The organism is Flavobacterium granuli (genome assembly GCF_031456055.1).
Lineage (GTDB): Bacteria > Bacteroidota > Bacteroidia > Flavobacteriales > Flavobacteriaceae > Flavobacterium > Flavobacterium granuli_A.
Genome location: NZ_JAVDTX010000003.1, coordinates 300,992 through 324,480 on the forward strand (window position 1 = coordinate 300,992; position 23,489 = coordinate 324,480).

General features: G+C 33.0%; 23 protein-coding genes. 1 reads left to right on the plus strand and 22 read right to left on the minus strand.

Going from position 1 to position 23,489, the window contains the following annotated elements:
• Nucleotides 1–87: 87 nt before the first annotated feature.
• The 21 genes from J2W95_RS08330 to J2W95_RS08425 form a co-directional block, all read right to left on the minus strand.
• The gene (locus tag J2W95_RS08330; RefSeq protein ID WP_310005856.1) at nucleotides 88–849 is read right to left on the minus strand and encodes a Bax inhibitor-1/YccA family protein; all 762 of its coding nucleotides are present in this window, start codon (nucleotides 847–849) and stop codon (nucleotides 88–90) included.
• A 77-nt stretch (nucleotides 850–926) separates the two neighbouring features.
• Nucleotides 927–2,408 (minus strand): murein hydrolase activator EnvC family protein, encoded by a 1,482-nt coding sequence (locus J2W95_RS08335; RefSeq protein ID WP_310005857.1) that lies wholly within the window; start codon nucleotides 2,406–2,408, stop codon nucleotides 927–929.
• A gap of 102 nt (nucleotides 2,409–2,510) precedes the next feature.
• Nucleotides 2,511–3,743 (minus strand): murein hydrolase activator EnvC family protein, encoded by a 1,233-nt coding sequence (locus J2W95_RS08340; RefSeq protein WP_310005858.1) that lies wholly within the window; start codon nucleotides 3,741–3,743, stop codon nucleotides 2,511–2,513.
• Between the two features lie 21 nt (nucleotides 3,744–3,764).
• Nucleotides 3,765–4,568: a lipoprotein insertase outer membrane protein LolB1 gene (gene lolB1 / locus J2W95_RS08345; protein ID WP_310005859.1), complete on the minus strand. Its 804-nt coding sequence runs from the start codon at nucleotides 4,566–4,568 to the stop codon at nucleotides 3,765–3,767.
• Nucleotides 4,568–5,920: a tetratricopeptide repeat protein gene (locus tag J2W95_RS08350; protein ID WP_310005860.1), complete on the minus strand. Its 1,353-nt coding sequence runs from the start codon at nucleotides 5,918–5,920 to the stop codon at nucleotides 4,568–4,570. Before J2W95_RS08350 ends, lolB1 begins: the two co-directional genes overlap by 1 nt.
• A 130-nt stretch (nucleotides 5,921–6,050) precedes the next feature.
• Nucleotides 6,051–7,061 (minus strand): sugar phosphate nucleotidyltransferase, encoded by a 1,011-nt coding sequence (locus tag J2W95_RS08355; protein ID WP_310005861.1) that lies wholly within the window; start codon nucleotides 7,059–7,061, stop codon nucleotides 6,051–6,053.
• Between the two features lie 93 nt (nucleotides 7,062–7,154).
• Entirely contained in the window at nucleotides 7,155–7,589 is a 435-nt protein-coding gene (gene dut / locus J2W95_RS08360; protein ID WP_310005862.1) for a dUTP diphosphatase, read from the minus strand.
• A gap of 105 nt (nucleotides 7,590–7,694) precedes the next feature.
• The gene (locus J2W95_RS08365) at nucleotides 7,695–9,164 is read right to left on the minus strand and encodes a lipopolysaccharide biosynthesis protein (protein ID WP_310005863.1); all 1,470 of its coding nucleotides are present in this window, start codon (nucleotides 9,162–9,164) and stop codon (nucleotides 7,695–7,697) included.
• A 98-nt stretch (nucleotides 9,165–9,262) separates the two neighbouring features.
• Complete coding sequence (locus J2W95_RS08370; protein ID WP_310006162.1) at nucleotides 9,263–9,706, minus strand: GNAT family N-acetyltransferase; 444 nt, start codon at nucleotides 9,704–9,706, stop codon at nucleotides 9,263–9,265.
• Between the two features lie 373 nt (nucleotides 9,707–10,079).
• A complete protein-coding gene (gene atpG, locus J2W95_RS08375) occupies nucleotides 10,080–10,940 on the minus strand; it encodes an ATP synthase F1 subunit gamma (protein WP_310005865.1) in 861 nt (286 codons plus the stop codon).
• A 71-nt stretch (nucleotides 10,941–11,011) separates the two neighbouring features.
• The gene (gene atpA / locus J2W95_RS08380; RefSeq protein WP_310005866.1) at nucleotides 11,012–12,589 is read right to left on the minus strand and encodes a F0F1 ATP synthase subunit alpha; all 1,578 of its coding nucleotides are present in this window, start codon (nucleotides 12,587–12,589) and stop codon (nucleotides 11,012–11,014) included.
• Nucleotides 12,590–12,625: 36 nt separating this feature from the next.
• Complete coding sequence (gene atpH / locus J2W95_RS08385) at nucleotides 12,626–13,159, minus strand: ATP synthase F1 subunit delta (RefSeq protein WP_310005868.1); 534 nt, start codon at nucleotides 13,157–13,159, stop codon at nucleotides 12,626–12,628.
• A gap of 2 nt (nucleotides 13,160–13,161) precedes the next feature.
• On the minus strand, nucleotides 13,162–13,662 hold the full coding sequence (locus tag J2W95_RS08390; protein WP_310005870.1) for a F0F1 ATP synthase subunit B: 501 nt from the start codon (nucleotides 13,660–13,662) through the stop codon (nucleotides 13,162–13,164).
• Between the two features lie 87 nt (nucleotides 13,663–13,749).
• Nucleotides 13,750–13,941 carry an ATP synthase F0 subunit C gene (gene atpE, locus J2W95_RS08395; protein WP_077374818.1) on the minus strand — a complete coding sequence of 64 codons (192 nt, stop codon included), beginning with the start codon at nucleotides 13,939–13,941 and terminating at the stop codon, nucleotides 13,750–13,752.
• 88 nt (nucleotides 13,942–14,029) lie between these two features.
• On the minus strand, nucleotides 14,030–15,178 hold the full coding sequence (atpB, locus tag J2W95_RS08400; protein WP_310005875.1) for a F0F1 ATP synthase subunit A: 1,149 nt from the start codon (nucleotides 15,176–15,178) through the stop codon (nucleotides 14,030–14,032).
• 119 nt (nucleotides 15,179–15,297) lie between these two features.
• Nucleotides 15,298–15,690, minus strand: coding sequence for a DUF6168 family protein (locus J2W95_RS17435; RefSeq protein WP_476400170.1), 393 nt, complete (start codon nucleotides 15,688–15,690; stop codon nucleotides 15,298–15,300).
• 13 nt (nucleotides 15,691–15,703) lie between these two features.
• Entirely contained in the window at nucleotides 15,704–15,937 is a 234-nt protein-coding gene (locus J2W95_RS08405; RefSeq protein ID WP_310005877.1) for an AtpZ/AtpI family protein, read from the minus strand.
• On the minus strand, nucleotides 15,924–16,310 hold the full coding sequence (locus J2W95_RS08410) for a bactofilin family protein (RefSeq protein WP_310005878.1): 387 nt from the start codon (nucleotides 16,308–16,310) through the stop codon (nucleotides 15,924–15,926). Before J2W95_RS08410 ends, J2W95_RS08405 begins: the two co-directional genes overlap by 14 nt.
• Nucleotides 16,311–16,312: 2 nt before the next feature.
• Nucleotides 16,313–18,934 carry a type IX secretion system periplasmic lipoprotein PorW/SprE gene (gene porW / locus J2W95_RS08415; protein WP_310005880.1) on the minus strand — a complete coding sequence of 874 codons (2,622 nt, stop codon included), beginning with the start codon at nucleotides 18,932–18,934 and terminating at the stop codon, nucleotides 16,313–16,315.
• Between the two features lie 87 nt (nucleotides 18,935–19,021).
• Nucleotides 19,022–19,717, minus strand: a complete 696-nt coding sequence (locus tag J2W95_RS08420) for an ABC transporter ATP-binding protein (protein WP_310005882.1) — start codon at nucleotides 19,715–19,717, stop codon at nucleotides 19,022–19,024.
• Nucleotides 19,718–19,763: 46 nt separating this feature from the next.
• Nucleotides 19,764–21,224, minus strand: a complete 1,461-nt coding sequence (locus J2W95_RS08425) for a DUF5687 family protein (protein WP_310005884.1) — start codon at nucleotides 21,222–21,224, stop codon at nucleotides 19,764–19,766.
• Nucleotides 21,225–21,361: 137 nt separating this feature from the next.
• Here J2W95_RS08425 and J2W95_RS08430 point away from each other — a divergent pair, with 137 nt between their 5' ends.
• Nucleotides 21,362–22,414, plus strand: a complete 1,053-nt coding sequence (locus tag J2W95_RS08430; RefSeq protein WP_310005886.1) for a 2Fe-2S iron-sulfur cluster-binding protein — start codon at nucleotides 21,362–21,364, stop codon at nucleotides 22,412–22,414.
• A gap of 44 nt (nucleotides 22,415–22,458) precedes the next feature.
• Here the strand turns inward: J2W95_RS08430 and J2W95_RS08435 are convergent, their stop codons facing one another.
• On the minus strand, nucleotides 22,459–23,469 hold the full coding sequence (locus J2W95_RS08435; protein WP_310005888.1) for a glycosyltransferase family 9 protein: 1,011 nt from the start codon (nucleotides 23,467–23,469) through the stop codon (nucleotides 22,459–22,461).
• Between the last annotated feature and the right edge of the window lie 20 nt (nucleotides 23,470–23,489).

Below are 23,489 nucleotides of genomic sequence, written 5' to 3' on the forward strand. Positions count from 1 at the left end.
AATCCCTTTTATACCATTATAAAATAACATTGAAAAAAATACCCTTCATCTCTGAAGGGTATCATTATATAAAATAATTGTTGAATATTATTTTTTGGAAAGTTTAGATAGTAATCGTAAAAATTCAATGTACAACCACACTAGAGTTATCATTAAACCCATTGCTCCGTACCATTCCATGAATTTTGGCATTTTTTGCTCTACTCCTTTTTCTATTCTGTCAAAATCCAAGAATAAGTTTAATGCAGCAATTACTATCACAAATACACTAATACCAATACTCATCATAGAGTTTCCATAATGTACTGGTGTGAAACTGGTAAACATTGAGAACAACCAAGAAATTAAATAATATGTAGCAATTGCACATGTCGCTGCAACAACAACAGATTTGAATTGCTCGGTTACTTTTACAATTTTAAATTTATATAAACCTAGACAAACAGCAAAAGTTACAAAAGTCGCACCAACGGCTTGTGTTACAATTCCAGGATACTGAACTTCAAAAATAGCTGAAACTCCACCTATGAACAATCCTTCAAAAAGAGCATAACCTGGAGCCAAATAAGGAGAATATTGAGGTTTAAAAGCTGAGATTACAACTAAAATCAATCCAATTATAGCTCCACCAAAAGCTGGAACTATTGGGTTCATCCCATTAAAAGTAGCCCACCAAATTACCGTAGCCGAAGCAGTAAGCAATAAAAAAAGAATTAAAGTTCTGTTGATGGTTCCCGCCAAAGTCATGTCTTGATTTTCATCAATAACATTGAATTGCTGTGCATCGTCTTTTCTTGAAACTGCAGTTGAAAATGTTTTGTTATTCAAAAAAGGGTTATTCGAATTCATAGTTTTCAAATTTAAATTTTATCAAATATAATTGATATTTTTTAGAAGGATGTTTAAATTTTATTAATTTATTTCCGCTATTTTCCCGCCAGCCAAGACCTCGGGTTGGTGTAAGTTGTGTTTTGTGTGATAGCAAATTTTAATATTGTTTTCCCATCACCATTGGTTTTTATTTTTCCTAAACTTTGTTTTATGCTCACATTGTCGCCTTTAGATACATTCACTGAACTCAAGTTTTGATATATGGTGAAAAAATCGCCATGTTGCAACATTACCAATTTATTTACTGGTGAAATAATAATAACGCTTGTTACGACTCCAGCAAAAACAGCTCTGGCACTAGAACCTGAGTCGGTGGTGAATTCCAATCCGCTATTGTGAATTTGAAGCTCTTTATACACTGGGTGGAATTGATCACCATAACCCAAAGAGATAAAACCTCTTTCAACTGGCCAAGGTAATTTTCCTTTATTTGCTTTAAAATTATCTGAATCCACTTTATCACTAGGTGACATATCGATTTTTGTAGATGAAACTGCTACGGCTGGCTTATTGGCTGGCGCTTCTTTCACAGCAACCGGCACTTCCATGGCAATGGCTTTTTCAACTTCTTTCGGAATCGGAATCGGTTTTGGTTTTGGTTTCGAATTGGCTTTAGCCTGTGCTGCAGCTAATGCATTTGCTTTCTCGATTTCCTTTTTCTTTTCTAATGCTTTGGCTTTTTCCAAGGCAATGGCTTTGGCTAATGCATCGGCCTTGGCTTTGGCGATTGCGTCCGCTTTAGCTTTTTCTTTCGCTAATTTTTCCGCTTTTTCTCTAGCCGCTTTTCGATTGGCTTCGGCAATAGCTTCGCGAATTAATTTATCAATCTTTCTATCTATCGTTTTAGCCTCTTGCTGCTTTTTCTTGATCGCAGCTATAATTTTCTTCTTGTCTTTCTTTAAAGATTCAACTAATATTAATTGTTCTTGCTTTTCTTTTTCCAAAGACAATCGTTCTTTGTCATTTTCGGCTATGAGTTCTTCTTTGGCACTTTTTTGAACATCCAATTTGGCATTAAACGTATAAAGCACATTCGTTTTGGATTTTATTTCTTGTCCTTGCATGTGTCTATAATTAGTATATTGTTTCATATACTGAGCTCTTTTATACGCTTGCAAAAAACTTTCTGATGACAATAAAAACATCGCTCTACTTTCTTCGGAACGGCTTTTATAAGATTGAACAATCATTTTTGCATAATCTTCTTTTAGCAATTGTAGCTCATTTTCTAATTTGGCTATTTGAGCTTGATTGGCAACAATTGAATTTCCTAGAAGTGATGTTTGTTTTTCGGTAGTGGCAATCAATTCTTCTTTAAGTTTGATTTTGTTGCTTTGCAAAACAATCGCTTTGGTTGCCGTTTTTTCTTTCTTCTTTACCGTTTGAAGTTTGGTTTCGTTTTCACGAATCTCTTGTTGTATTTTAGCTTTACGCTCTTCTAATTTTTTTTGATTGTCTTGACTCCAAGTTACAGTCGCTGTTATTAGAAAAATAAAACTGAAAAAATATTTTAACATCGTAAATTATATATGGTGCAAACTTAATGAATGATTTTATTAAAAAGCAGCACTAATTTATTTTTACAAATAAAATAATGCTGCTTTTGATACTGAAAAAAACTACATATTATACAACCAAGTTGCAGGATTATTGTAGGTTGTGTTTTGTGAAATGGTGAACTTCAAGATTGTTTTTCCCTCTCCATTAGTTCGTATTTTTCCCAAACTTTGTTTGATATTTACTTTCTCTCCTTTGGTTACAAAAACAGAACTTAAGTTTTGATAAACCGTGAAGCAATCTCCATGCTGAATCATTACTGCTTTATTCACTGGGGACAAAACGATAACACTGGTCACTTCCCCGCCAAAAACGGCTCTTGCATTTGATCCTTGTTCTGTGGTGATTTCCACTCCACTGTTGTGAACCACTAGGCTTGGATAAACAGGATGTGGCTGACTTCCAAACCCGAGCGAAACGAATCCTTTTTCAACAGGCCAAGGTAATTTTCCTCTATTGGCTCTAAAATTGTCTGCCAATATTTTAGCTTCAGCTGTTAGAACAATTTTTGACGAAGTGTAAGCAGCTACTGGAGCATTTGGATTTTCACTTGCTGCTTTTCTATTGGCTGCGGCAATGGCTTCACGAATTAAACGATCAATTTGACGGTCAATAGCCCTTGATTCCTGCTGTTTTTTCTTAATATCTGCCGTGATTTTTTTCTTGTCTTTTTTGATTGAATTCACCAACTTCAATTGTGCAGCCTTTTCTTTTTCAAGAGACTGTTTTTCTTTAGTATTTTCAGCTAACAATTTCTTTTTGGCCGCTTTTTGAATATCTAGCTTTTCATTATAACCTACAAGTTCCTCCGTTTTGGATTTGATTTCTTCTCCCTGCATTTTTCTATAACTCGTATATTGTTTCATATACTGAGCTCTTTTATAAGCTTGCAAAAAATTCTCTGAAGACAATAAAAACATCGCTCTACTTTGCTCCGATCTGCTTTTATATGATTTCACAATCATTTTAGCATAGTCTTCTTTAAGTACGGCAAGTTCTCTATTCAACTTGTTAATTTTCATTTGATTGATGTACATATCATTACCGAGAATTTTGGTTTGCTTCTCTGTAGTACGAATCAATTTTTCCTTCAATTTTATTTTATTATTTTGTAAAATGATTACATTGACGGCAGACTTTTCTTTTTTCTTTACACTTTGCAGCAACTTTTCATTATCCAGAATTTCTTGTTGAATTTCGGCTTTACGCTTTTCTAATTTTTCTTGTTGCGAATCCTGCCCCCACATGAGTGTGGCAGTGCATAAAAAAAACAGACTTAAGAGAAATTTTCGCATCTTCAATAATTTTGTTCAAATTTACTTAATTAAAATTCTTTTATAACCATTTGGAACACTATATGGGAAAGTAAGTTCTTCATTCATGGTTATAGTATTGTACCCTAAATTAATCTCCGTTTTCCCTTTGTCTTGTTCGGCATTGATGGCAATATCCGATGGAATTGGAGATTCATTGTAAATTTTATAATCCGAGTAGGAGACTTCCATTTTTCTGTTTTCGGCAATTTGAGTAATCTCTTGTTTGTTCAGTAGAAATTTTTCTTTGTCAAAAAAGAAAAACTTCTTGATGTTGTTATTCGAAATATCTGCCAATCGATAATTTTGGTCAACTAAAGAATCTTGGTAATTTCCTTTAGTTAAATCGTCCATTGCTTGTCCAATCAAGATGTTTTGCACTTTGTTGTAATCCAAATCTGTGCCTAACCATTTGCTTAATGTACTGAAATCACCTTCGAAATATGTAGAATTCAACTTCTCATAATAGCTTACTGAAGTTGGAGTTATCAAGGCTTTGGCCATAGTGATTCCTAGAAAACGAATACTTACCAAAATTTGTTCTCCCTTTTTAATTTTAATTTCGGCAGTCAAATTTTGTGACTGTTTTTCATCACTATATTTTACATTCGATTTTATGTATAATGTGTTAAAATCATTTTTATTGGCATAGTAGTTTTTAATGATGCGATTCGCAGACATACGTTTCGTGTCTTCCTTTTTACTTTCATTTACTACTTTTGCTTTGGCTTTACAAGACACCAATGTCATTGAACTGCCTAAGCAAATCATAAAAACAAAAAGTATCCTTACTAAAAATCGATTCATTATTTTTTTTCTTTTAATAATTGATTGGCTTTATTGAAATATAATTCTTTTTTGGAGGTATCCCCTAATCCATTGTAGGCTTCTCCGAGCTGTATATTGAAATTGATTTCTAAATTTTTGTTTTCGACAACATAATCCAATCCCATTTCAAGAATATCTTTGGCTTTTTTGAACGATTGCAACTGATTATTGGCCATCCCTGCATAATAATAAAACTGAGGCTCAGCTGGATAAGTATCAATCATTGTCATTGATTTTTTTAGTACAGCTTCAAATTGCTTGAGTTCGGTATTGGCTTGAAGCCAAAGTAAATTAGTCTCCAAATCAACTTCTGAAATGTCTTTTTCCGAAAGCTCATAATACTTAATTGCCTTTTCCCATTGCTGTTTATTGTAATAAAATTTACCGATTTCCTTAGCGACATTTACCGATTTATCATTTTTAAAATACCCAATTGCATGGTCTAAATCGGGCACAAACTGGGGATTGGCATTGGCAAAAATCAAAAACTCGTTTAGGACTCGGTGCTTTATTTTAGAATCAATTTTAGAACTTCCAAGAACTATGTTCATTGATTTTACCGCATTAGCTCCTTCGTTCTTTTCGAGATAACTTTTGAACAAACTCACATGCGCCCAAACTGACTCTGGGATTTCTCTTTCTAGTTTTTTTGCAACATCCTCTGCTTTACCTTCTTCATTATTGTTGGAATATAAAAATATCAAAGCAATATAATTGGATTCTTCCTTTGGGTTTTTGTCAATCTGTTCTTTTAAATTATCAATCTCCGAATTTTGATATTTTCCTTCAGACAAGATTTCCATTTTGTACATTTCCCTTCTCTCTGTTTTCCCAACCTTTTCGTTCAACTCATTAATTAACGTCAAGGCCTTCTCATTTTGTTTGGTTAACATATAAATCGAAACCAAATCTTCTTTATATTCTGAATCGAAAGGAATGATTTTATTGACAATAATTATCGCTTGATTGAAATCTTTGGTTTCATAACACACATCATACATTCCTACCCAAAACCATTTATTATTGGGGTCAATTTGTGTTGCTTTTTCGAAAGAAGAATAAGCATTTTTATAATCTTTGGAATAGAGATAATTCTTCCCCATTTCGAAAAAAATGGTAGCCTCATTGGGTTTCAATTTTAAACATTGTTCCAATGCAACCAACGATTTGTCATAGTTTTCGATGCTTTTTTGGAAAATGGATTCATAGAAAAAATCTTGAAATTTGTCCCCTTCCACTTTTATTTCCTCAGGTTCTGTTTGTGCCAATACAGTAACAGTATTGCCCAGCAAAACAGAAAAAGCGAATATGAAAGGCCATTTTATTTTCATTTAAAAAAAAGTCTTTGGGAACAAAATCAACTGTGTTTTCATTCCTTGCAAAATAAATTAAAAAAACAACAAAGCAGCATAATAAAACCTTAAATAATGCTGCTTGTTAATTTTTAATGTATGCTTTAAATTATTCCAAAACAGAATAATCTCCAATGCTTATACTTGTAAATTTTCCATCAAAACTAGCGTGATTTCCTATCATCGCGTTGTCTAAATTGGCATTTTTTATATGTGAATGTGTTTGTATCAAACTATTTTGAATTGTACTGTTTTGTACATGACATGCATCTCCTAAAGATACATTTGGTCCAACAGTAGCATTGATTAAAATTACATTTTTTCCAATATAGCAAGGTGGAATAATGGTTGAATTTTCAAGTTTCACACTTTCATCTACCAAATTAATTCCGTCACTGTGAAGAAATCCTAGCATTCTTGAATTGGTTTCTACAGTTACATCTTTGTTGCCGCAATCCATCCACTCATCAACTTTTCCTGGAACAAATTTCATGCCTTTCGCCATCATTTGTTTTATTCCATCATTAATTTGATATTCTCCACCGTGAATAATGTTGTTATCCAGCACTAATTGAAGCTCGTTTTTTAAAATGGCAATATCTTTAAAATAATAAATTCCGATAACGGCAAGATCCGAAACAAATTCTTTTGGTTTTTCTACCAATTCAATTATTTCGTTTGCCTCATTTAAATTCACAACTCCAAAAGCTTCCGGCTGATCTACTTGTTTTACCCAAATAACACTGTCTGCGTTTTTATCCAAATCAAAATTGGCACGAATAAGCGTATCTGCATAAGCAATAACCGCTGGCCCACTCAAAGAATCTTTGGCACACATAATGGCATGACCCGTTCCAAGTGCCTCATTTTGGTAATAAATGGTTCCTTTGGCTCCTAATTTTTGGGCAATTGCAATTAAATCTTCTTCCACTTTTGTTCCAAAACTTTCATGAATGATGAATGCAATTTCTTCAATATCCTGATTTAAAACACCAGCAATATCTTCGACCAAACGATGTACGATCGGTTTTCCAGCAACTGGAATTAAAGGTTTAGGAATGGTTAATGTATGTGGGCGAAGGCGTGATCCGCGTCCTGCCATTGGTACGATTATTTTCATATTCTTTTTATTAAAAGATTGAAAAATTAAAAGATTGAAAAATTAGAATCAAAAATCTTTCAATTATTTAATCTTTAAAATTATTAAATTAATTTATTTAACTCCTGTACTTCCAAATCCTCCTGCACCTCTTGAAGTTTCAGTTAATTCCTGTACTTCAATCCACTCCGCTCGTTCGTGTTGGGCGATGATGAGTTGGGCAATACGTTCTCCATTTTCTATAACGAATGGTTCATTGGATAAATTTACTAAAATTACTCCAATTTCACCTCTATAATCGGCATCGACAGTTCCGGGAGCGTTAAGTACAGTTATGCCATTTTTGGCTGCTAATCCACTTCTTGGTCGCACTTGAGCCTCATATCCTATTGGCAATTCTATAAAAAGACCAGTTTTTACTATGGTTCTTTCTAAAGGTTGCAAGGTTATTGATTGTGTTAAGTTTGCCCTTAAATCCATTCCTGCTGAAGCAATGGTTTCGTAATTTGGCAACGCATGCTGTGATTTGTTGATAATGTTTATTCTCATTATTTTTTAATATAAAATGTATTTGATTATGGAATCCCCTAGCCCTGATGGAAGCAGTATCCCACGCTTTTTATCGTGGATACAGCGGACAGCAGGAAATAGATCCTAATTTTTAGTTGGACGTTTTAAAATTCGCAAAAGTGTTTCTTTTTCATTGTAATAGATGAAGCCCATAAATATTGCCAAAAGTGAAATCCCGATAAAATAATTTCCGTTAAAACCATAAAAAGAAATACATGAAAAACCGGTAGATAAAATAAGATATCCTACTATTTTTTTCTTGTCATACGGAATTGGGTAATATTTGTTTCCGAGGTAATAGGAAATGAACATCATACTCCCATAAGCCGAAATGGTCGCAATAGCCGACCCTGTATAACTGTATTTTGGAATCAATAAATAGTTTAATACTAAAGTCACTGCTGCACCAACTATAGAAATATAGGCTCCAATGTAAGTCTTATCAATGAGTTTGTACCAAACGGAAAGATTGGTGTAAATTCCAAGAAAAAAATTCGCCAAAATAATCAGTGGGACCACTTTCATTGCCTCCCAATAGGAAGAATTTGGAATCATCACCTGTTTTAAAAGATCAGCAAATACGATTACAGACAATAAAATGAAAGAACCAAAAATGACAAAATATTTGGTGACTGTCGCATAGGTTTGTTGTGCATTTTCATTGGAAGCATGGCTAAAAAAGAAAGGCTCAATCCCTAATGTATAAGCAGTTCTATACAAGACCATAAAAAGTCCCAACTTATAACAGGCCGAATATACTCCAACTTGTTCAGCTGCGATATTGGCTGGTAACCATAATCCTAAAAGAATTTTGTCAAATTGTTCGTTGATGGCAAAAGCTAATCCGGCAACCATAATGGGTAATCCATAACGCATCATTCGTTTCCAAAGCTCGTAATCGAATTTCCATTTTATTGTAAAATAGTCTGGAAAAAGCACCACAAAAGTTAAAAAACTCGCTATGATATTGGCAAGGAAAATATATCCAATCTGGAAATTTTCTATATAAATGGAACTCAAAAAACTATCGGGTTCTGAGACCGATGCACTTGGTAAATAGAGTAGAAAAAATAAATTGAATGATAAATTGACTAGTACATTTCCAATTTTGATCAAAGCATAAAATTTTGGCCTTTGGTTGGCTCTTAACTTAGAAAAAGGGACAATAACCAATGCATCCAACGCTAAAATCCAAATGGAATAAGTGATATATTGCGTATCAACTCCTGACCAAAGTGCCAATGAGCTTCTGAACAATAATGCTATAAAAACGAAAAGGATTGTGGACCAAAAAATGGAAACGGTTGTTGTTTCTACAACGCTTTCCTTATTTTTCTCGGCATTATAAAATCTAAAAAAAGCAGTTTCCATTCCGTAAGCCAAGATGACATTAAAGAAAATCATCCAAGCAAAAATGATGGATACCTTTCCATACTCAGCCTGAGGCAACAGTCCCGTATATAGTGGTACCAGCAAAAAGCTGAACATCCTAGGTATTACAGTCGCAAGTCCATATATGGCGGTTTGTTTAAAAAGCTTTTTATATAATCCCAAAATGATTTGTCTGTTAATTATTATAAAACAAAAATAACCAATTCTTTGGTTATTTTTTGTGTTTTGTGGCTGAATAAAGTTTCAAAACGAAATTGTGATTATGTCAATCCGTCTTCGTTTAGCATTTTCAAAAAATGGAAGCCTCTAGGTTCGTACCCTTGATTATAATAAAACCGATGTGCTGTGAAATTCCCAGTGAAAGCATCCAAAACAATGGCAGTACAACCTTCTGCTTTAGCTTTGACATCAATATAATCAGTCATTATTTTTCCAATCCCTTTTGAGCGATGTTCAGAATGAACAATAAAATTATCAATTTCTATATACTTACCAGTCCAAAGTTTAATTGCTGTCCAAAAACCTGATAGGCCAACACAAATATCATTATCAAAAACCGCCACTTGTTTGTAATTATGGCGAACCATTTCCTGCAAGTATGATTCATACTTTTCTAAAGTGAGTTTGGGATACAAATGTTGCATCACTTCAATTTGAGCAAGCATTTCTGGAACGGTAGTGAGTTCGACGAGTTTCAATTGAATAGAATTTAAAAATAAAAGAACAAAAATAAACAAAAAAGAACCATTCAGAAAAGTGAAGTGAATATATTAAAAATCACCGAAAGTGGGTATTGCATAGACTCTCTTAATCACTGATATTTGTAAAAATATAAAGGGTTTATAAAGCTAATTGATCCTCAAAAAACAAAGCACGATTCAAGCTAAGTTACCCCCATAAAAAACTAAGCTTAGAGGTTAATAAAGCTAATTGTTTCCTCAAAAAAACAAAGCTACAGGGAAAAGCTAAGATTCACCCTTAAACATAGAGCCAAGGATTATAAAGCTATTTGTTCCTAAAAACAAAGCATAAAAAAAGAGCCAAATGGCTCTTTTTTCATTTTATGCATTTTATAAATTATCCTTTCAAAGCTTCTGCTCCACCAACAATCTCAAGGATTTCGTTAGTAATAGCCGCCTGACGAGCTTTATTATAAGTTAATTTCAATTGATCTCTTAAGTCGGTTGCGTTATCTGTTGCTTTGTGCATTGCAGTCATACGTGCTCCGTGCTCTGAAGCGAATGAATCACGAATACCTTTGTATAATTGTGTTTTCAAAGCTTTTGGGATTAATGTCATTACAATTTCCTCCTTTGCAGGTTCAAAAATATAATCTCCCGATGAAACTGGTTTGTCTGATTGAATAGGCGCTAATGGCAAAAATTGTTCTGTTTGTACAATTTGAGTAGCGGCATTTTTAAATTGATTGTAAACCAATTCAATTCTATCATATTCTCCTGAAACAAATTTATCGGTTAATGTTTTTGCAATAACAGCAACATTTTCAAAAGTTAATTGATCAAAAACTGAACTTTGATTATCAATCACAGTCAAAGTTTTAGATAAAATATCATTTCCTTTTTTACCAATAGCAAAAATATCTACTTGCTTACCAGCATAATATTCAGAACGGTTTTTAGCTTCCTTAATTACATTCGTGTTAAAAGCACCACACAAACCTCTATTAGAAGTGATAGCAACAATTAAAACTTTTTTTACCTCACGTTGTGTAGTAAATTCTCCACCAACGTCACCATCAAGTGAAGCAGAAAGATTTTGTAATAATTCCGTCAATTTTTCGGCATAAGGGCGCATTGCAGTGATCGCATCTTGTGCTTTCTTTAGCTTTGCTGCAGAAACCATTTTCATAGCCGATGTGATTTGCATCGTAGATGAAATGGAAGTAATTCTATTACGGATTTCCTTTAAGTTTGCCATTTTATTTTTAAGTAAATAGTAAGAGTAATTAGTGATTAGCATTTGCCAATCACTAATTACTATTCACTAGATTAGTTATATTTCGCTGAAATTTCTTTTGCAACAGTTTCAAGTACATCTGTAATTTCATCTGTTAATTTTCCTGCTTTCAAAGCATCAAGAGTAGCTCTGTGTTTGTTGTTTAAGAATTCCAAGAAATCTTTCTCAAATTCTTTCACTTTATTCACAGGAACATTTCTCAATAAGTTTTTAGATCCAGCATAGATAATTGCAACTTGGTCTTCAACAGTATAAGGGTCATTCAAACCTTGTTTCAAGATTTCAACGTTTCTTTTTCCTTTTTCAATTACGTTCAATGTAACAGCATCAAGGTCAGAACCAAATTTAGCAAACGCTTCCAATTCACGGAATTGTGCTTGATCTAATTTCAAAGTACCTGATACTTTTTTCATTGATTTAATTTGAGCATTACCTCCAACACGAGATACAGAAATACCTACGTTAATCGCTGGACGAACCCCAGAGTTAAACAAATCTCCATCCAAGAAAATTTGACCATCTGTAATCGAAATTACGTTTGTAGGGATATATGCTGATACGTCACCTGCTTGTGTTTCAATAATTGGCAATGCAGTCAATGAACCTCCACCTTTTACAATTCCTTTTAAAGAATCTGGCAAATCATTCATGTCTTTTGCAATTCCATCATCAGCAATCACTTTACAAGCACGTTCTAATAAACGAGAGTGTAAGTAGAAAACGTCTCCAGGATATGCTTCACGTCCCGGTGGTCTTCTTAATAAAAGAGAAACCTCACGGTAAGCAACAGCTTGTTTAGATAAATCATCATAAACAATTAAAGCTGGACGACCAGAATCTCTAAAATATTCTCCAATTGCAGCACCTGCGAAAGGAGCGTAAACTTGCATTGGAGCTGGATCAGAAGCATTTGCTGCTACGATCACTGTATAAGCCATTGCTCCTTTTTCTTCTAATGTTTTTGCAATTCCTGCAACAGTAGAAGCTTTTTGACCAATTGCTACATAGATACAAAATACAGGTTTTCCTGCATCGTAAAATTCTTTTTGATTTAAGATGGTATCGATACAAACAGTAGATTTTCCTGTTTGACGGTCACCAATAACCAACTCACGTTGTCCACGACCAACTGGGATCATAGCATCAACTGCTTTTACCCCTGTTTGCAAAGGCTCAGTTACTGGTTGACGGAAGATAACTCCAGGAGCTTTTCTTTCCAAAGGCATTTCGTATAATTCACCACCGATTGGTCCTTTTCCATCAATTGGAAAACCAAGAGTGTTAACTACACGTCCTACCATTCCTTCTCCTGTTTTAAGGGAAGCAATACGTTGTGTTCTTTTTGCAGTAGATCCTTCTTTGATTCCTGTTGAAGGTCCTAAAAGTACCACCCCAACATTATCTTGTTCAAGGTTCAAAACGATAGCCTCTAATCCGTTTTCGAATTCAACTAATTCACCGTATTGAACATTTGAAAGCCCATAAATAAGAGCAATACCATCTCCAACTTGAAGCACTGTTCCTACTTCCTCTAGCGTAGCACCAGATTCAAACCCTTCTACTTGCTTTCTTAATATTGCTGATATTTCAGCAGGTTTAATTTCCGCCATCTTAATTTATAATTTAGACACTAATGTGTAATAAAACTAATTACTTAACTCTCTCTTTAATATTTGTAATCTGTTGGCAACAGAAGCATTATACTGCTGATCACCTATTCTTAATATAAATCCTCCAATGATAGCAGGATCTACAATGTTTTCAATTGTGATTTTTTTATCAGAAAGTGTTGCTATTTTAGCCAAAACTTTAGCTTCAAGCACAGCATCCATAACAACAGCTGTAGTTACTTTTGCTACTTCAACATTATTCATGATATCAAACAATTTGCTATACTCTGCAGCGATAACATCTAGAATTTCGAATCTTTTGTTTTCAAATAACAAATGAAGCAAACCCTTAGTTACATTATCAACAGAAGCAAAAACTTCTAAAAGTGCTTTCTCTTTCACTTCTACTTTAATGGTTGGATTTTGAATAAAAGTACTCAATTCCGTATTACCCTTAATCGTTGAAGCAATAGATTTCATGTCATTATTCACAGCTTCAGACACTCCTTTTGAATTGGATAAATCTAAAATTGCGGTTGCATAACGAATTGCTGCTCTAGTACTTGCCATGATTAGTTCAATTTAACGTCACCTAACAATTTCTCAACCAATTTAGTTTGAGCTTCTTTGTTAGATAGTTCATCTTTTAATATTTTTTCAGCAATGCTAAGAGATAATGTAGAAACATGTAATTTCAATTCAGCCATAGCTGCATTTTTTTCACTTTCAATTGCTGATTTAGCTTGATCAATCATTTTTTGACCTTGAGCCTGCGCCTCAGTTTTTGCATCGTCAACCATTTTATCTTTCATTTCACGAGCTTCTTTAAGCATGTTGTCACGCTCTAATCTAGCTTCCTGTAAAATACGTTGGTTGTCAGCTTGCAAGTTTTGCATTTCTTTTCTAGCATTTTCTGCAGAAAGTAATGCGTTTTTAATTCCTTCTTCTCTATCATTTACAGCATCAAGAATTGGTTTCCAAGCGAATTTTTTCAATAAAAGAATTAACCCAACAAATATTAATACTTGCCAAATAAACAAACCAAACGAAAAATCATTTATTAACTTATCCATTTTTTATATCTATTATATTTAATTTTAATGTTTTAATTTAAAACAATAGTTGCAACCAACCGTTGCAACCATTGTTTTTAAGTTTAATTAAGCAGCGAATAACGCAGCGAAACCAATACCTTCAATAAGTGCAGCTGCAATAAGCATAGCTGTTTGGATTTTTCCAGAAGCTTCTGGCTGACGAGCGATAGCGTCCATTGCTGAACCACCGATTCTACCAATACCTAAACCTGCTCCGATTACAATTAATCCTGCTCCTACAATAGTTGGAATTTGCATAATATATATATTAAAAATTAAACATTCTTTGTTTGTTGTTGAATCGTTAATTTGTTAAATCGATTAAACAAATTAACGGTTAAACATTTTAGTGATGAGCTTCTTCATGATGATGCTCTTCGTTACCTGCTCCAAAATAAAGTGCCGATAACATTGTGAAAATATATGCTTGTAAAAACGCTACTAATATTTCTAGAATAGAAAGCGCAAATGCTAATCCAAATGATAAAGAACTTCCAATCCAGCTCTTGAAAATAAACATCAATCCAATGATACTCATCAATACAACGTGACCTGCTAAAATATTAGCATACAAACGAATCATTAATGAAAATGGTTTGATAATAGTTCCTAGTAATTCAATTGGCGCCAAAATAAATTTCATTGGAGTTGGAACTCCTGGCATCCAGAAAATATGACCCCAATAATTTTTATTAGCTGTAAAAGTAGTAATCAAATAAGTTAATAAAGCTAATGAAGCTGTAATAGCAATATTACCAGTTACATTGAAGCCCAGTGGAGTTAATCCTAAAAGATTCAAGAATAAAATAAAGAAAAATATAGTCAATAAATAACTCATGTATTTTTTGTATCCTTTTTCTCCAATGTTTGGAATAGCAATTTCATCTCTAACATAAATTACTATTGGCTCAAAGAAACGTCCAGCTCCAGAAGCAATTCCTCCATTTTTAGCATATGATTTTGCTAAACCTGCAAATAATAAAAACATTAATATTGCTACTGATAAAATTCCAACTACACTTTTAGTAATTGAAAAGTCTATAGGCCTAACATTTGTTGGGTGACCGTGCTCTTCAGTTAAAGTACCTGACGCATCAGTTTTATAAATTTTTTCGTGGTGTAATTTGTAGAAATTTCCGTTGTGTTCTGCAACGCCTTCAGCAGGTCCATGGTGAAACTCTGAAGACATAAAAAATTGAATACCATTATCCCAAAGAATGATCGGCAAAGAAAAACCATAATGTTTCCCTGTTTCCTTATTGGCACTGAAAGTAAAATCGTGAGCGTCTAAAAGGTGATGATTGATAAATTCTTTAATTTCAGTTTTCACATCTGTTGATTCAGCATGTGCTTCATGGCTTGCTTCTGCACCTTCATGTGCTACAACAGTTTGAACAGTTGTAGTGTCCTTTTCAGGATTTGCCATACTAATAAAAGGAAGACATATAACGAAAGTCGCTATAATAAATCTAAGTGCTTTGTTGGAAATCACCATATCTCTTAAATATCTTATTTTTTAACGATTCTAAAATTTGGTGCAAAGGTACATTTTTTATTAATACTCAAAAGCATATAAAAGTATTTTTTTGAGAATTTCATTCACTAAGATATTGATTATTGCTTTTCGTTTACTAAGCGTATTGTAAAAAGAGTCTCAATTGTTAAAAAGACAATAAACAATATAAAAAAATTTATTCTTTCAGTAGGGTCATTATGTTTCGAAACTTGCAATAATGGTCTTAAAATCAAATAACAAAAAATCATTTTTATACTTGTCGCCAAAAGGAAAGACATTCCAACATTGTCAAAACTTCTTTTTCTTATTGTTAATAAAACTTTAAAAATAACAGCCGATAATACAAAGAAAAACAAATAAAGTGTTTCAAGAGAATAATGAAATGTTTCTTGATCGATGTTAAAACCATAGAATACCATTTTATGGATTACATATAATAGGACTGCAACCCCCAACAACATGAAAAATGGGAACATTTTTTTAAGACTCATTATGCTTTTGATTTTATTGTTTTTTGTTGATTTCGTTTACTTGCCTGAAAACATTATACAGTGCCAAAAAAACACCGACCATTACCAACACTTTTACATAGTAAACTTTTGTACTCGGATGGTTTTCATCCAACCAATTTCCCAGATAGGCAAACAGGAAAATAATAACCCCCATTTGTATTGGGATATTAATTAAGGCCAACCATTTATTATAGTTGTTCTTTTTGGGGTCACTATTCGTCGGCACTTTTTGTCCCTTTAGTATTATTAGATAGCATTACACAAGTTGCATTGAAAATTGCACCTGGCTCTACCGATAATTTACCTATAATAACTTCACCAATAATACTGGCTGATTCTTTAATATTTAAAGTCTCCTCAATTTGAATTTTCCCTTCAAATTTACCTTCTATGTCGGCCATATTACAAATGACATCCCCTTTGACACTTCCTGCAGGCCCAATCACTAATTTCCCATTGGATGTAAAATTACCTATCAGTTCACCATCTAATCTAAAATCGGCTGGCGAAATTATGTCACCATGAATTTTAGTACCTTCTACAATTCTATTAGTTTTTCCTAAAAGATCTGTGTACGATTTTGGCTTTTTATCAAACATAATTACGGTTTTTTTAGTGAAAGAAACTCTTCAAAATTCTTCTTGATTTGAACTATTTTATAATTGTCATTTGAAATAACAATTCCAGGTTGACTAATTTTATATTTATCGTTTTCTGCAAAAAGGGCGGCGACAAATTGAGCATACGATTCTGAATGGATTCCTTGAATAGAAATAAAACTTTCATTTTCAGTATAAGAATCACAAGTATATTTCAATTTCTCCACATTCTCATTGGCAAAAAACAAAGCTATTTTACTTTCAATTGCCGAAGCAGTTTTCTCATCATTTTTATCAATTCTAAAAACGACCTTCCAATTTTTAGAATCAACTGTACTGAAGCTCATTTTTTCCAAAAGCGGAATTTGGGTTTTAAGAATTTCAATAGCATCTTTACCTTCCTTACTATTCGCATAATTATCTGCTACATATTCAATTGCTTTTTTATAAGCTTCCAATCCATATAATTTTCCAATAGTGTACGCTTTTAGTAATTCAAATTTTGGAATAATGGCTTCCCCTGTGAAATGATTGATCAAACCATCTACCTGTTGCAAAACCGAAGTAAAATATTCCTGTTGAAATAATCGGTATAAATTTTCATATTCTCCTTCTGGTGTATCTTTACCTATGCTTGTATTTGGACTTGAGTTCGTAATGATTTGCGAATAACGAGAATTAGGATATTGACTTACTATCTCGTTTTTAATTGATTCTGCTTTCGCTGGATTGGTTATTTCGTATATTTTATATAAATTATATTTCGTCGGAAGAATTAATTTTTCTTCTGGTTGGAACAATAATAATTGCTCCAATCTCGCCGAAGCTAAATTATATTCTTTGAATTTTTCTTTATAGATAACACCCAACTGGTAATAAACCGCATTTCTTTCCTTAGTAATACTGTCGATTGCAGTTTGTGACTTCGGCAATTGCTTCAAATAATAGTCGGTTGTATATTTTTCATCTACTTCTGTTGAAACTATTGGTTTATCAGTGGTCTCAACTACATCATTAGTCCCTGATGTATTTTGATTTTGATTCCCTGCCGATGAAACTCTCCAATAACCATTTTGAACTCTGTTACCCCATGTTTTTCTGAATTCCAATTTTCCGAAAGCAACAGTGTTAGGATTATAAAAATAAAATGTGTTTGAAGTTGCCACTGGATTACTATTCGTTGGTGGAGCTAAAGAAGGTGCATTGGCTACTTGCCCATTTTGATTTTGGATTGCATCATTAGGTATATTTGTACCCGCATTTAATGCAATATTTTCATCCATTTTCTTTTGTTTCTCAGCCAGTAATTTTTTAAGCTCATCACTGCTTTTTAATTTTTGAATATAATTTTCATAATACACTACTTGTTCTGGCTCTTTCAAAGAAGTAACATAGATAATACTATCATTTCGTTTAGCAATAGCCTCATTGACAATCGCCTCATCCAAATTTTTTCTAATTTTAGAAATTTGAAGATACTCTCTGGTTTTTGGGTCCATCAATTCCAAAGACTTGTCATAGCTTTTGGCTGCAAAAAAATAATCGGTGTGCTTGAAATATAAATTTCCAATATTTCTATAATTGGAAGCATTCAAATAAGGATCAGTAGATTTGGTGTCTAAAGAAGCATTATAATAATCTAATGCATTTTCTTTCTCATTATTATTGTCGTAAAAAATTCCAATACTATGATAAATCACATCCAAATAAGGTCTGTTCTCTCTGTCCTCCATAATTTTTTTGGATTTTTTGACAAATAAGTCATAGTCCTCACCCTGATAATTATTGAGTTTTGCTTTTTTGGCGTAAGCCTGAATAACAAATTTTCTTTCGGCTTTTCTATTCATATCAATAACAGTTTGATAAAAATAAATAGCACTGTCTTTTTGGCCTGATTCTTCATACAACTGGCCTAGCAAAAAAGAATAACGCTCTTTTTCTTCATGAATTTTGGTGTAGTCATTCGCCAATTTCAACTTAACGATTGCGCTGTCCTTTTCTTCAATATTCAAAAAAGCACTTGCTAAAATGGCATTCGCATTGGCAAATTCTTGCTTTTTCAAATCATTATCCTTAATAAGTTTTGAAGTGTTTTTTATTGCCAAAGCATCATTCCCCAAACGAACATTCGTTTTTTCACGCCAAATTTTGGCATCATAAATATTACTGCTGTTGGGATATTTATAGAGAATGTAATTAAATGCGTCTAAGGCTGGAATAAATCTTTGATCGTAATATCTTGATTTCCCTAGTAATAAATAGGCTTCGTCTATTTGATAATTTTTTTCATGCCCTCCAATATTCATCGAATGTTTTTGAATGGCTTTGGTGGCCTTAGCTTCAGCAACTTCAAAATCGGCATTTTTAGGTTTGCCATCAGCAGTAACATCATCACTAACTTGCATTTTTTCCACGGGTAAACGTTTCCAAAAATTTTCGACAGTATTGTCATTTATGCTTTTTACCCCTTTATCCAACGCAATTTGTCCGTTGTATAATATATTGAGTTTGGTGCTCAAAGCATGAGAATTTCTAGCCAAAAAAGTATCTTTCTTGGTAGAGCAAGCTATCAAGAAAGATACTATTAATACGACCAAGAAGTATTTTAATGTGTTATTATTCAATGGAAAACGTTTAGTTCATTAAACTTGTAAAAAAAGTTTTTAGTATAATGACTTGTAAAAATACGTTTCTTTTTGAAATATATAAATTTAAACAGCAAAAAACAATTCCAATTCCTGAAGTGTCTCTTTTGTGGTCAGTATATCTTTGACCAATTCCCCCTTGTTCAATGCAACAATTCTATCACAAACTTCAACAGTGTGCAATAAATCATGACTCGAAACCAACACAGTAACATTTGGATTATCCGCCAGTTCTTTGATGATTTTTTTCAACCTATTTACCGTTGTCGGATCTAAATTGGCAAAAGGTTCGTCCAAGATAATTACCTCTGGATTTCCGATCAAAGTAGCAATAATTCCCACTTTCTTTTGATTCCCCTTGGATAAATCGCGTAAGTATTTTTTATTTTTAAGGATTTCACCATTAAAGAATTCTTCATATTGAGCCAATAACGCATCGACATCGGCTTTGTTTTGACCTCTTAAATCACCTATGAAATAGAAATATTCTTCAGGAGTCAAATACCCAATCAGAAAACTCTCATCTAGAAAAGAAGCTGTAAAGGGTTTCCAGTTTTCACTAGCATTCACCTGAATTTCATTGTTCAAAATATGTCCCGTAGTAGGCTGAATTAAATCCAATAACAAACTAAAGAAAGTGGTTTTTCCTGCTCCGTTATTACCAACTAATCCAAAACTTTGTCCTTTTGGAATTTCTAATGATTCTATATGCAATACGGTAGTTCCGTTATATTCTTTGGAAAGATTGTTTACTTGTATCATTTTATAATGTTTAATCGTTGATTTGTTAATTCGGTTTTTTTATTAATTAACTTTTTTGCTTGTATGCCTCAATGGTTTTGTATTTCTCTTTCTTATAAATTTTTTCAATGATTGAAAAAACAGTATTTCTGAACATAAAACCTAATACACCTGCCAAAGTTACCAAGGCCAATCCTAATTTTGGATTCATTAAATATGAACCTAACCAATATAAAAGTACAGGTAAAAGCAATTTGGGCAATGTAAGCAGCATAGTGTTTACATTAAATGATTTTTTGTCACCAAAAGCCCCTTTTGTCATTGTCAAATCTATTGGAGTTTTCGTAAAAGCTCCCCCCAATAAAACCAAATGTGAATTCACGCCAATATTATAAACAGCTCCTGCAACTATAGTAAGATAAACCTCCCAACCAAAATAAAGATAAAAGGAAGCCAAAATAGTAGAAATAACTGTAGCAATAACAATTAACCACCACTTAGAATTCAAATATCCTCGATACGGAACATTCTGTGTCATCATCAATTGGTAATAGGAACTGTCCCAACTTGGAACAAACTGTCCAAAAGTGAATAAAAAACCTCCCGAAACAAATATACCTGCAAAAATTTGCATCACTGGCGGCTGATTTGAATTGGTGAAAAATATTAAACCATAAAACAAAAACATAAAGCTCATTCCAACTGTCGTTTTCGAGCGCTTATTTCTTTTGATTAATTTAATGTCGTTTTTCAAAAAAGTTCCTAAAGTCCCAAATTGATTTAACCATGTTAAATTTTCGGTTTTAGCAATATCATTCTTAACAGACAAACCTGCATCCAGATATAAATCTCCTTTTAGATAATTATATGTCCAATAATATAATCCCGACAAAACCAAAACTGGAATAGCAAAAGCCCATTTTGTATGAAATAATGTTTCAAAAAAAGGATAAACATAAATCGTAATATCAAAAAATTTGTAGTATTGACAACCCGCTAATACTGCTGTTACCGCAATAAAAATTCCTAACAAATTATCCTTGTTGTTCAGTAAAATATTCAAAAAGTTATTACAATAAACTATTGAAAAAAGAGCAACTCCCCAAAGTATTACACTTACTGGATCATAACCTTCATATAGTAAAACAGTGCAAAAAGGAAGAAAGAAAAAAGCATGCATTATATTAAAAAAGGATAAAGCCGTTTTTCCCAAAGAAAAATGTACAATAGTTGGTCTTTTAAAAGTCAATGTTAGCAGTGGTCTAATGTTCATGACAGGAATTGCCTGCAACAAAATCCTAACAATCAAGTCCCCTAAAAAGTAGTACACCAAAAATTTGTTTACTGTAACCAATGGATCCAACTTCATTTCCCTAAGAATATAAAAAGCCCCCACTCCTAATGCTAAAAAAACTAATGTAAAATAAAGGACCAGAAATCCAATTAAAATTTTCATGGCCAAATTCGAAGCGAATGAAGCAGATCTCGTAAAAGATTTCCATTCGAGATAAATAAATTTTCTAAACATGGTTTTTTTGTTTGGTTTTGAGAATAAGTAGTTTATAGTAGGAAAATGTTACAAAAAATATAATAAAATCTAACTTGAATAATATCAAATTCTTTCAATCCTAAATAGTTTTATTACTTTTGCAAAAAAACAGTCACATGCCAAATTTTCTTAAATTAATTGTAAAAGAAGTAAAACGTGAAACCAAAGACGCCGTTTCCATACTTTTTAATGTCCCTGAAGAATTAAAACCTAATTATACTTTTATAGCTGGTCAATACATTAATTTACGATTGACATTAGACAATACTGAGATCCGTCGCGCTTATTCTATTTGTTCGGCTCCAGGAAGCGGAGAATTGCGAATTGCTGTAAAAGCTGTAAAAGATGGTGCTTTTTCTCAATTTGCGAATAGCAAATTAAAAGCTGGTGATGCACTTGAAGTAGGAAAACCAGAGGGGAAATTTATTTTTGAACCAGAGATTGACCGTCAAAAAAATTATATCGCTTTTGTAGCAGGTAGTGGAATTACTCCCGTTTTATCGATCATAAAATCGGTTTTGAAAAGTGAGCCTAAAAGTTCTTTTACTCTAGTATATGGAAACAAATCTCCTGAAGAAACTATTTTTCATCAGGAATTGCATGATTTACAACTTCAATATGTAGGCCGTCTATTTGTAGATTATGTGTACAGTAGAGTTAATGTTGAAAACGCGTTATTTGGAAGAATTGACAAAGCAGCTGTAAATTATGTCTTGAATACGAAGCATGCCACATTGGAATTTGATAAATTTTATTTATGTGGTCCAGAAGATATGATTAATACTGTTTCTGGTGTTTTGAAAGAAAAAAACGTAAAAGAATCGGCTATAAAATTTGAACTTTTCACCTCTTCGTCCCAAGAACAAGCCATTAGTCAATCCTTAAATGGCCATTCTAAAATCACCATCATGGTTGATGATGAGGAAACTAGTTTTGAAATGTCACAAAAGCAAAGTATTCTTGATGCTGCTCTTAAACAAGGAATTGACGCGCCATATTCCTGTCAAGGCGGAATTTGTAGTAGTTGTCTAGCTCGTGTTACTGAAGGAGCTGCCGAAATGAAGAAAAATTCTATCCTTACCGACAGTGAAATTGAAGAAGGTTTAATCCTAACTTGTCAAGCGCATCCAACTACTCCAACTATACGAGTAGATTATGATGATGTTTAAAATAATATAATAAAGCAAAAAACTTCTCTGAAAAGGGAAGTTTTTTATTTTAGAGAAGTTTTAATTTTTTCAACAACCGTTTCTGGCAAAATCGTTCGCATAACATCTTCATAACCCTCTACTTTTCTGTTTCCATAAACAGAAGTAGGTAATTTTGGATACAAATTTCTATCCGAAACCAAGGCATTTTCCAAAGGCTGATTGAAAGGAGAAAAACCAGTGTAAGGATGTGTAGCACCCCAAAGTGTGATTACTTTTACCCCAAGCATAGCCGCAATATGTGCATTCCCGGAATCCATAGAAAGCATAAAATTCAGATTACTGATGACTTGTAATTCTTGTTGAAACTTGATTTTTCCAGCCATATTAATGACATTCTCTTTGCCAGAACTAAGCGTATCCAAAATTTCGATTTCTTTTTTTCCTCCACCAAAAAGCAAAATGGTGTTATTTTGATCTAGTGCCAAAGTGTTAATTACTTCTTGCATTAAATCCAAAGGATATACTTTAGAATCGTATTGTGCAAAAGGTGCTATCCCAATTAATTTTTGTGTAGAATTGCCAATTATATTTAGAATATCTGAATCCAAAATGGCTTTTGAAGGAAATATTGGATTAGCTAAGTTCACAGAAAAGCCAAGTTCTTCAAAGACTTTCGTGTGTCTTTCAAACATTGTGGTCAATGGTTTGAAAATTTTATTTTCGGGACGGGTCAAAGCTTTTTTCTCTTCTCTGCCTTTATCTACTGAGGCTATTTTTTTTCCGCTTACCGCAAAAAGTGTTCTCACTACTTTAGAACGTAAGACATTATGTAGGTCAGCAAAAGCATCAATATCCAATTCCTTTAAATCCTGATATAATCTACACAGCCCCAAGAATCCTTTGTGCCGTTCTTTTTCATCAAAAGCAAAAAAAGAAAGATTCGGAATTCCATCGAAAAAAGGTTTAAAAAAAGGTCTGGAAACTACCGTAATTTTTACTTCCGGAAATTGATTCACAAAAGCACGTAAAACAGGAACCGTCATGGCGACATCCCCCATTGCGGAAAGTCTCATGACGGCTATATGTTTAATTT

Bases quoted from the DNA above. Each gene is read 5' to 3' on its own strand.
- J2W95_RS08330 (WP_310005856.1), bottom strand. From the start codon at position 849: ATGAATTCGAATAACCCTTTTTTGAATAACAAAACATTTTCAACTGCA.
- J2W95_RS08335 (WP_310005857.1), bottom strand. From the start codon at position 2,408: ATGTTAAAATATTTTTTCAGTTTTATTTTTCTAATAACAGCGACTGTA.
- J2W95_RS08340 (WP_310005858.1), bottom strand. From the start codon at position 3,743: ATGCGAAAATTTCTCTTAAGTCTGTTTTTTTTATGCACTGCCACACTC.
- lolB1 (WP_310005859.1), bottom strand. From the start codon at position 4,568: ATGAATCGATTTTTAGTAAGGATACTTTTTGTTTTTATGATTTGCTTA.
- J2W95_RS08350 (WP_310005860.1), bottom strand. From the start codon at position 5,920: ATGAAAATAAAATGGCCTTTCATATTCGCTTTTTCTGTTTTGCTGGGC.
- J2W95_RS08355 (WP_310005861.1), bottom strand. From the start codon at position 7,061: ATGAAAATAATCGTACCAATGGCAGGACGCGGATCACGCCTTCGCCCA.
- dut (WP_310005862.1), bottom strand. From the start codon at position 7,589: ATGAGAATAAACATTATCAACAAATCACAGCATGCGTTGCCAAATTAC.
- atpG (WP_310005865.1), bottom strand. From the start codon at position 10,940: ATGGCAAACTTAAAGGAAATCCGTAATAGAATTACTTCCATTTCATCT.
- atpA (WP_310005866.1), bottom strand. From the start codon at position 12,589: ATGGCGGAAATTAAACCTGCTGAAATATCAGCAATATTAAGAAAGCAA.
- atpH (WP_310005868.1), bottom strand. From the start codon at position 13,159: ATGGCAAGTACTAGAGCAGCAATTCGTTATGCAACCGCAATTTTAGAT.
- J2W95_RS08390 (WP_310005870.1), bottom strand. From the start codon at position 13,662: ATGGATAAGTTAATAAATGATTTTTCGTTTGGTTTGTTTATTTGGCAA.
- atpE (WP_077374818.1), bottom strand. From the start codon at position 13,941: ATGCAAATTCCAACTATTGTAGGAGCAGGATTAATTGTAATCGGAGCA.
- atpB (WP_310005875.1), bottom strand. From the start codon at position 15,178: ATGGTGATTTCCAACAAAGCACTTAGATTTATTATAGCGACTTTCGTT.
- J2W95_RS17435 (WP_476400170.1), bottom strand. From the start codon at position 15,690: ATGAGTCTTAAAAAAATGTTCCCATTTTTCATGTTGTTGGGGGTTGCA.
- J2W95_RS08410 (WP_310005878.1), bottom strand. From the start codon at position 16,310: ATGTTTGATAAAAAGCCAAAATCGTACACAGATCTTTTAGGAAAAACT.
- J2W95_RS08420 (WP_310005882.1), bottom strand. From the start codon at position 19,717: ATGATACAAGTAAACAATCTTTCCAAAGAATATAACGGAACTACCGTA.
- J2W95_RS08425 (WP_310005884.1), bottom strand. From the start codon at position 21,224: ATGTTTAGAAAATTTATTTATCTCGAATGGAAATCTTTTACGAGATCT.
- J2W95_RS08430 (WP_310005886.1), top strand. From the start codon at position 21,362: ATGCCAAATTTTCTTAAATTAATTGTAAAAGAAGTAAAACGTGAAACC.
- J2W95_RS08435 (WP_310005888.1), bottom strand. From the start codon at position 23,469: ATGAGACTTTCCGCAATGGGGGATGTCGCCATGACGGTTCCTGTTTTA.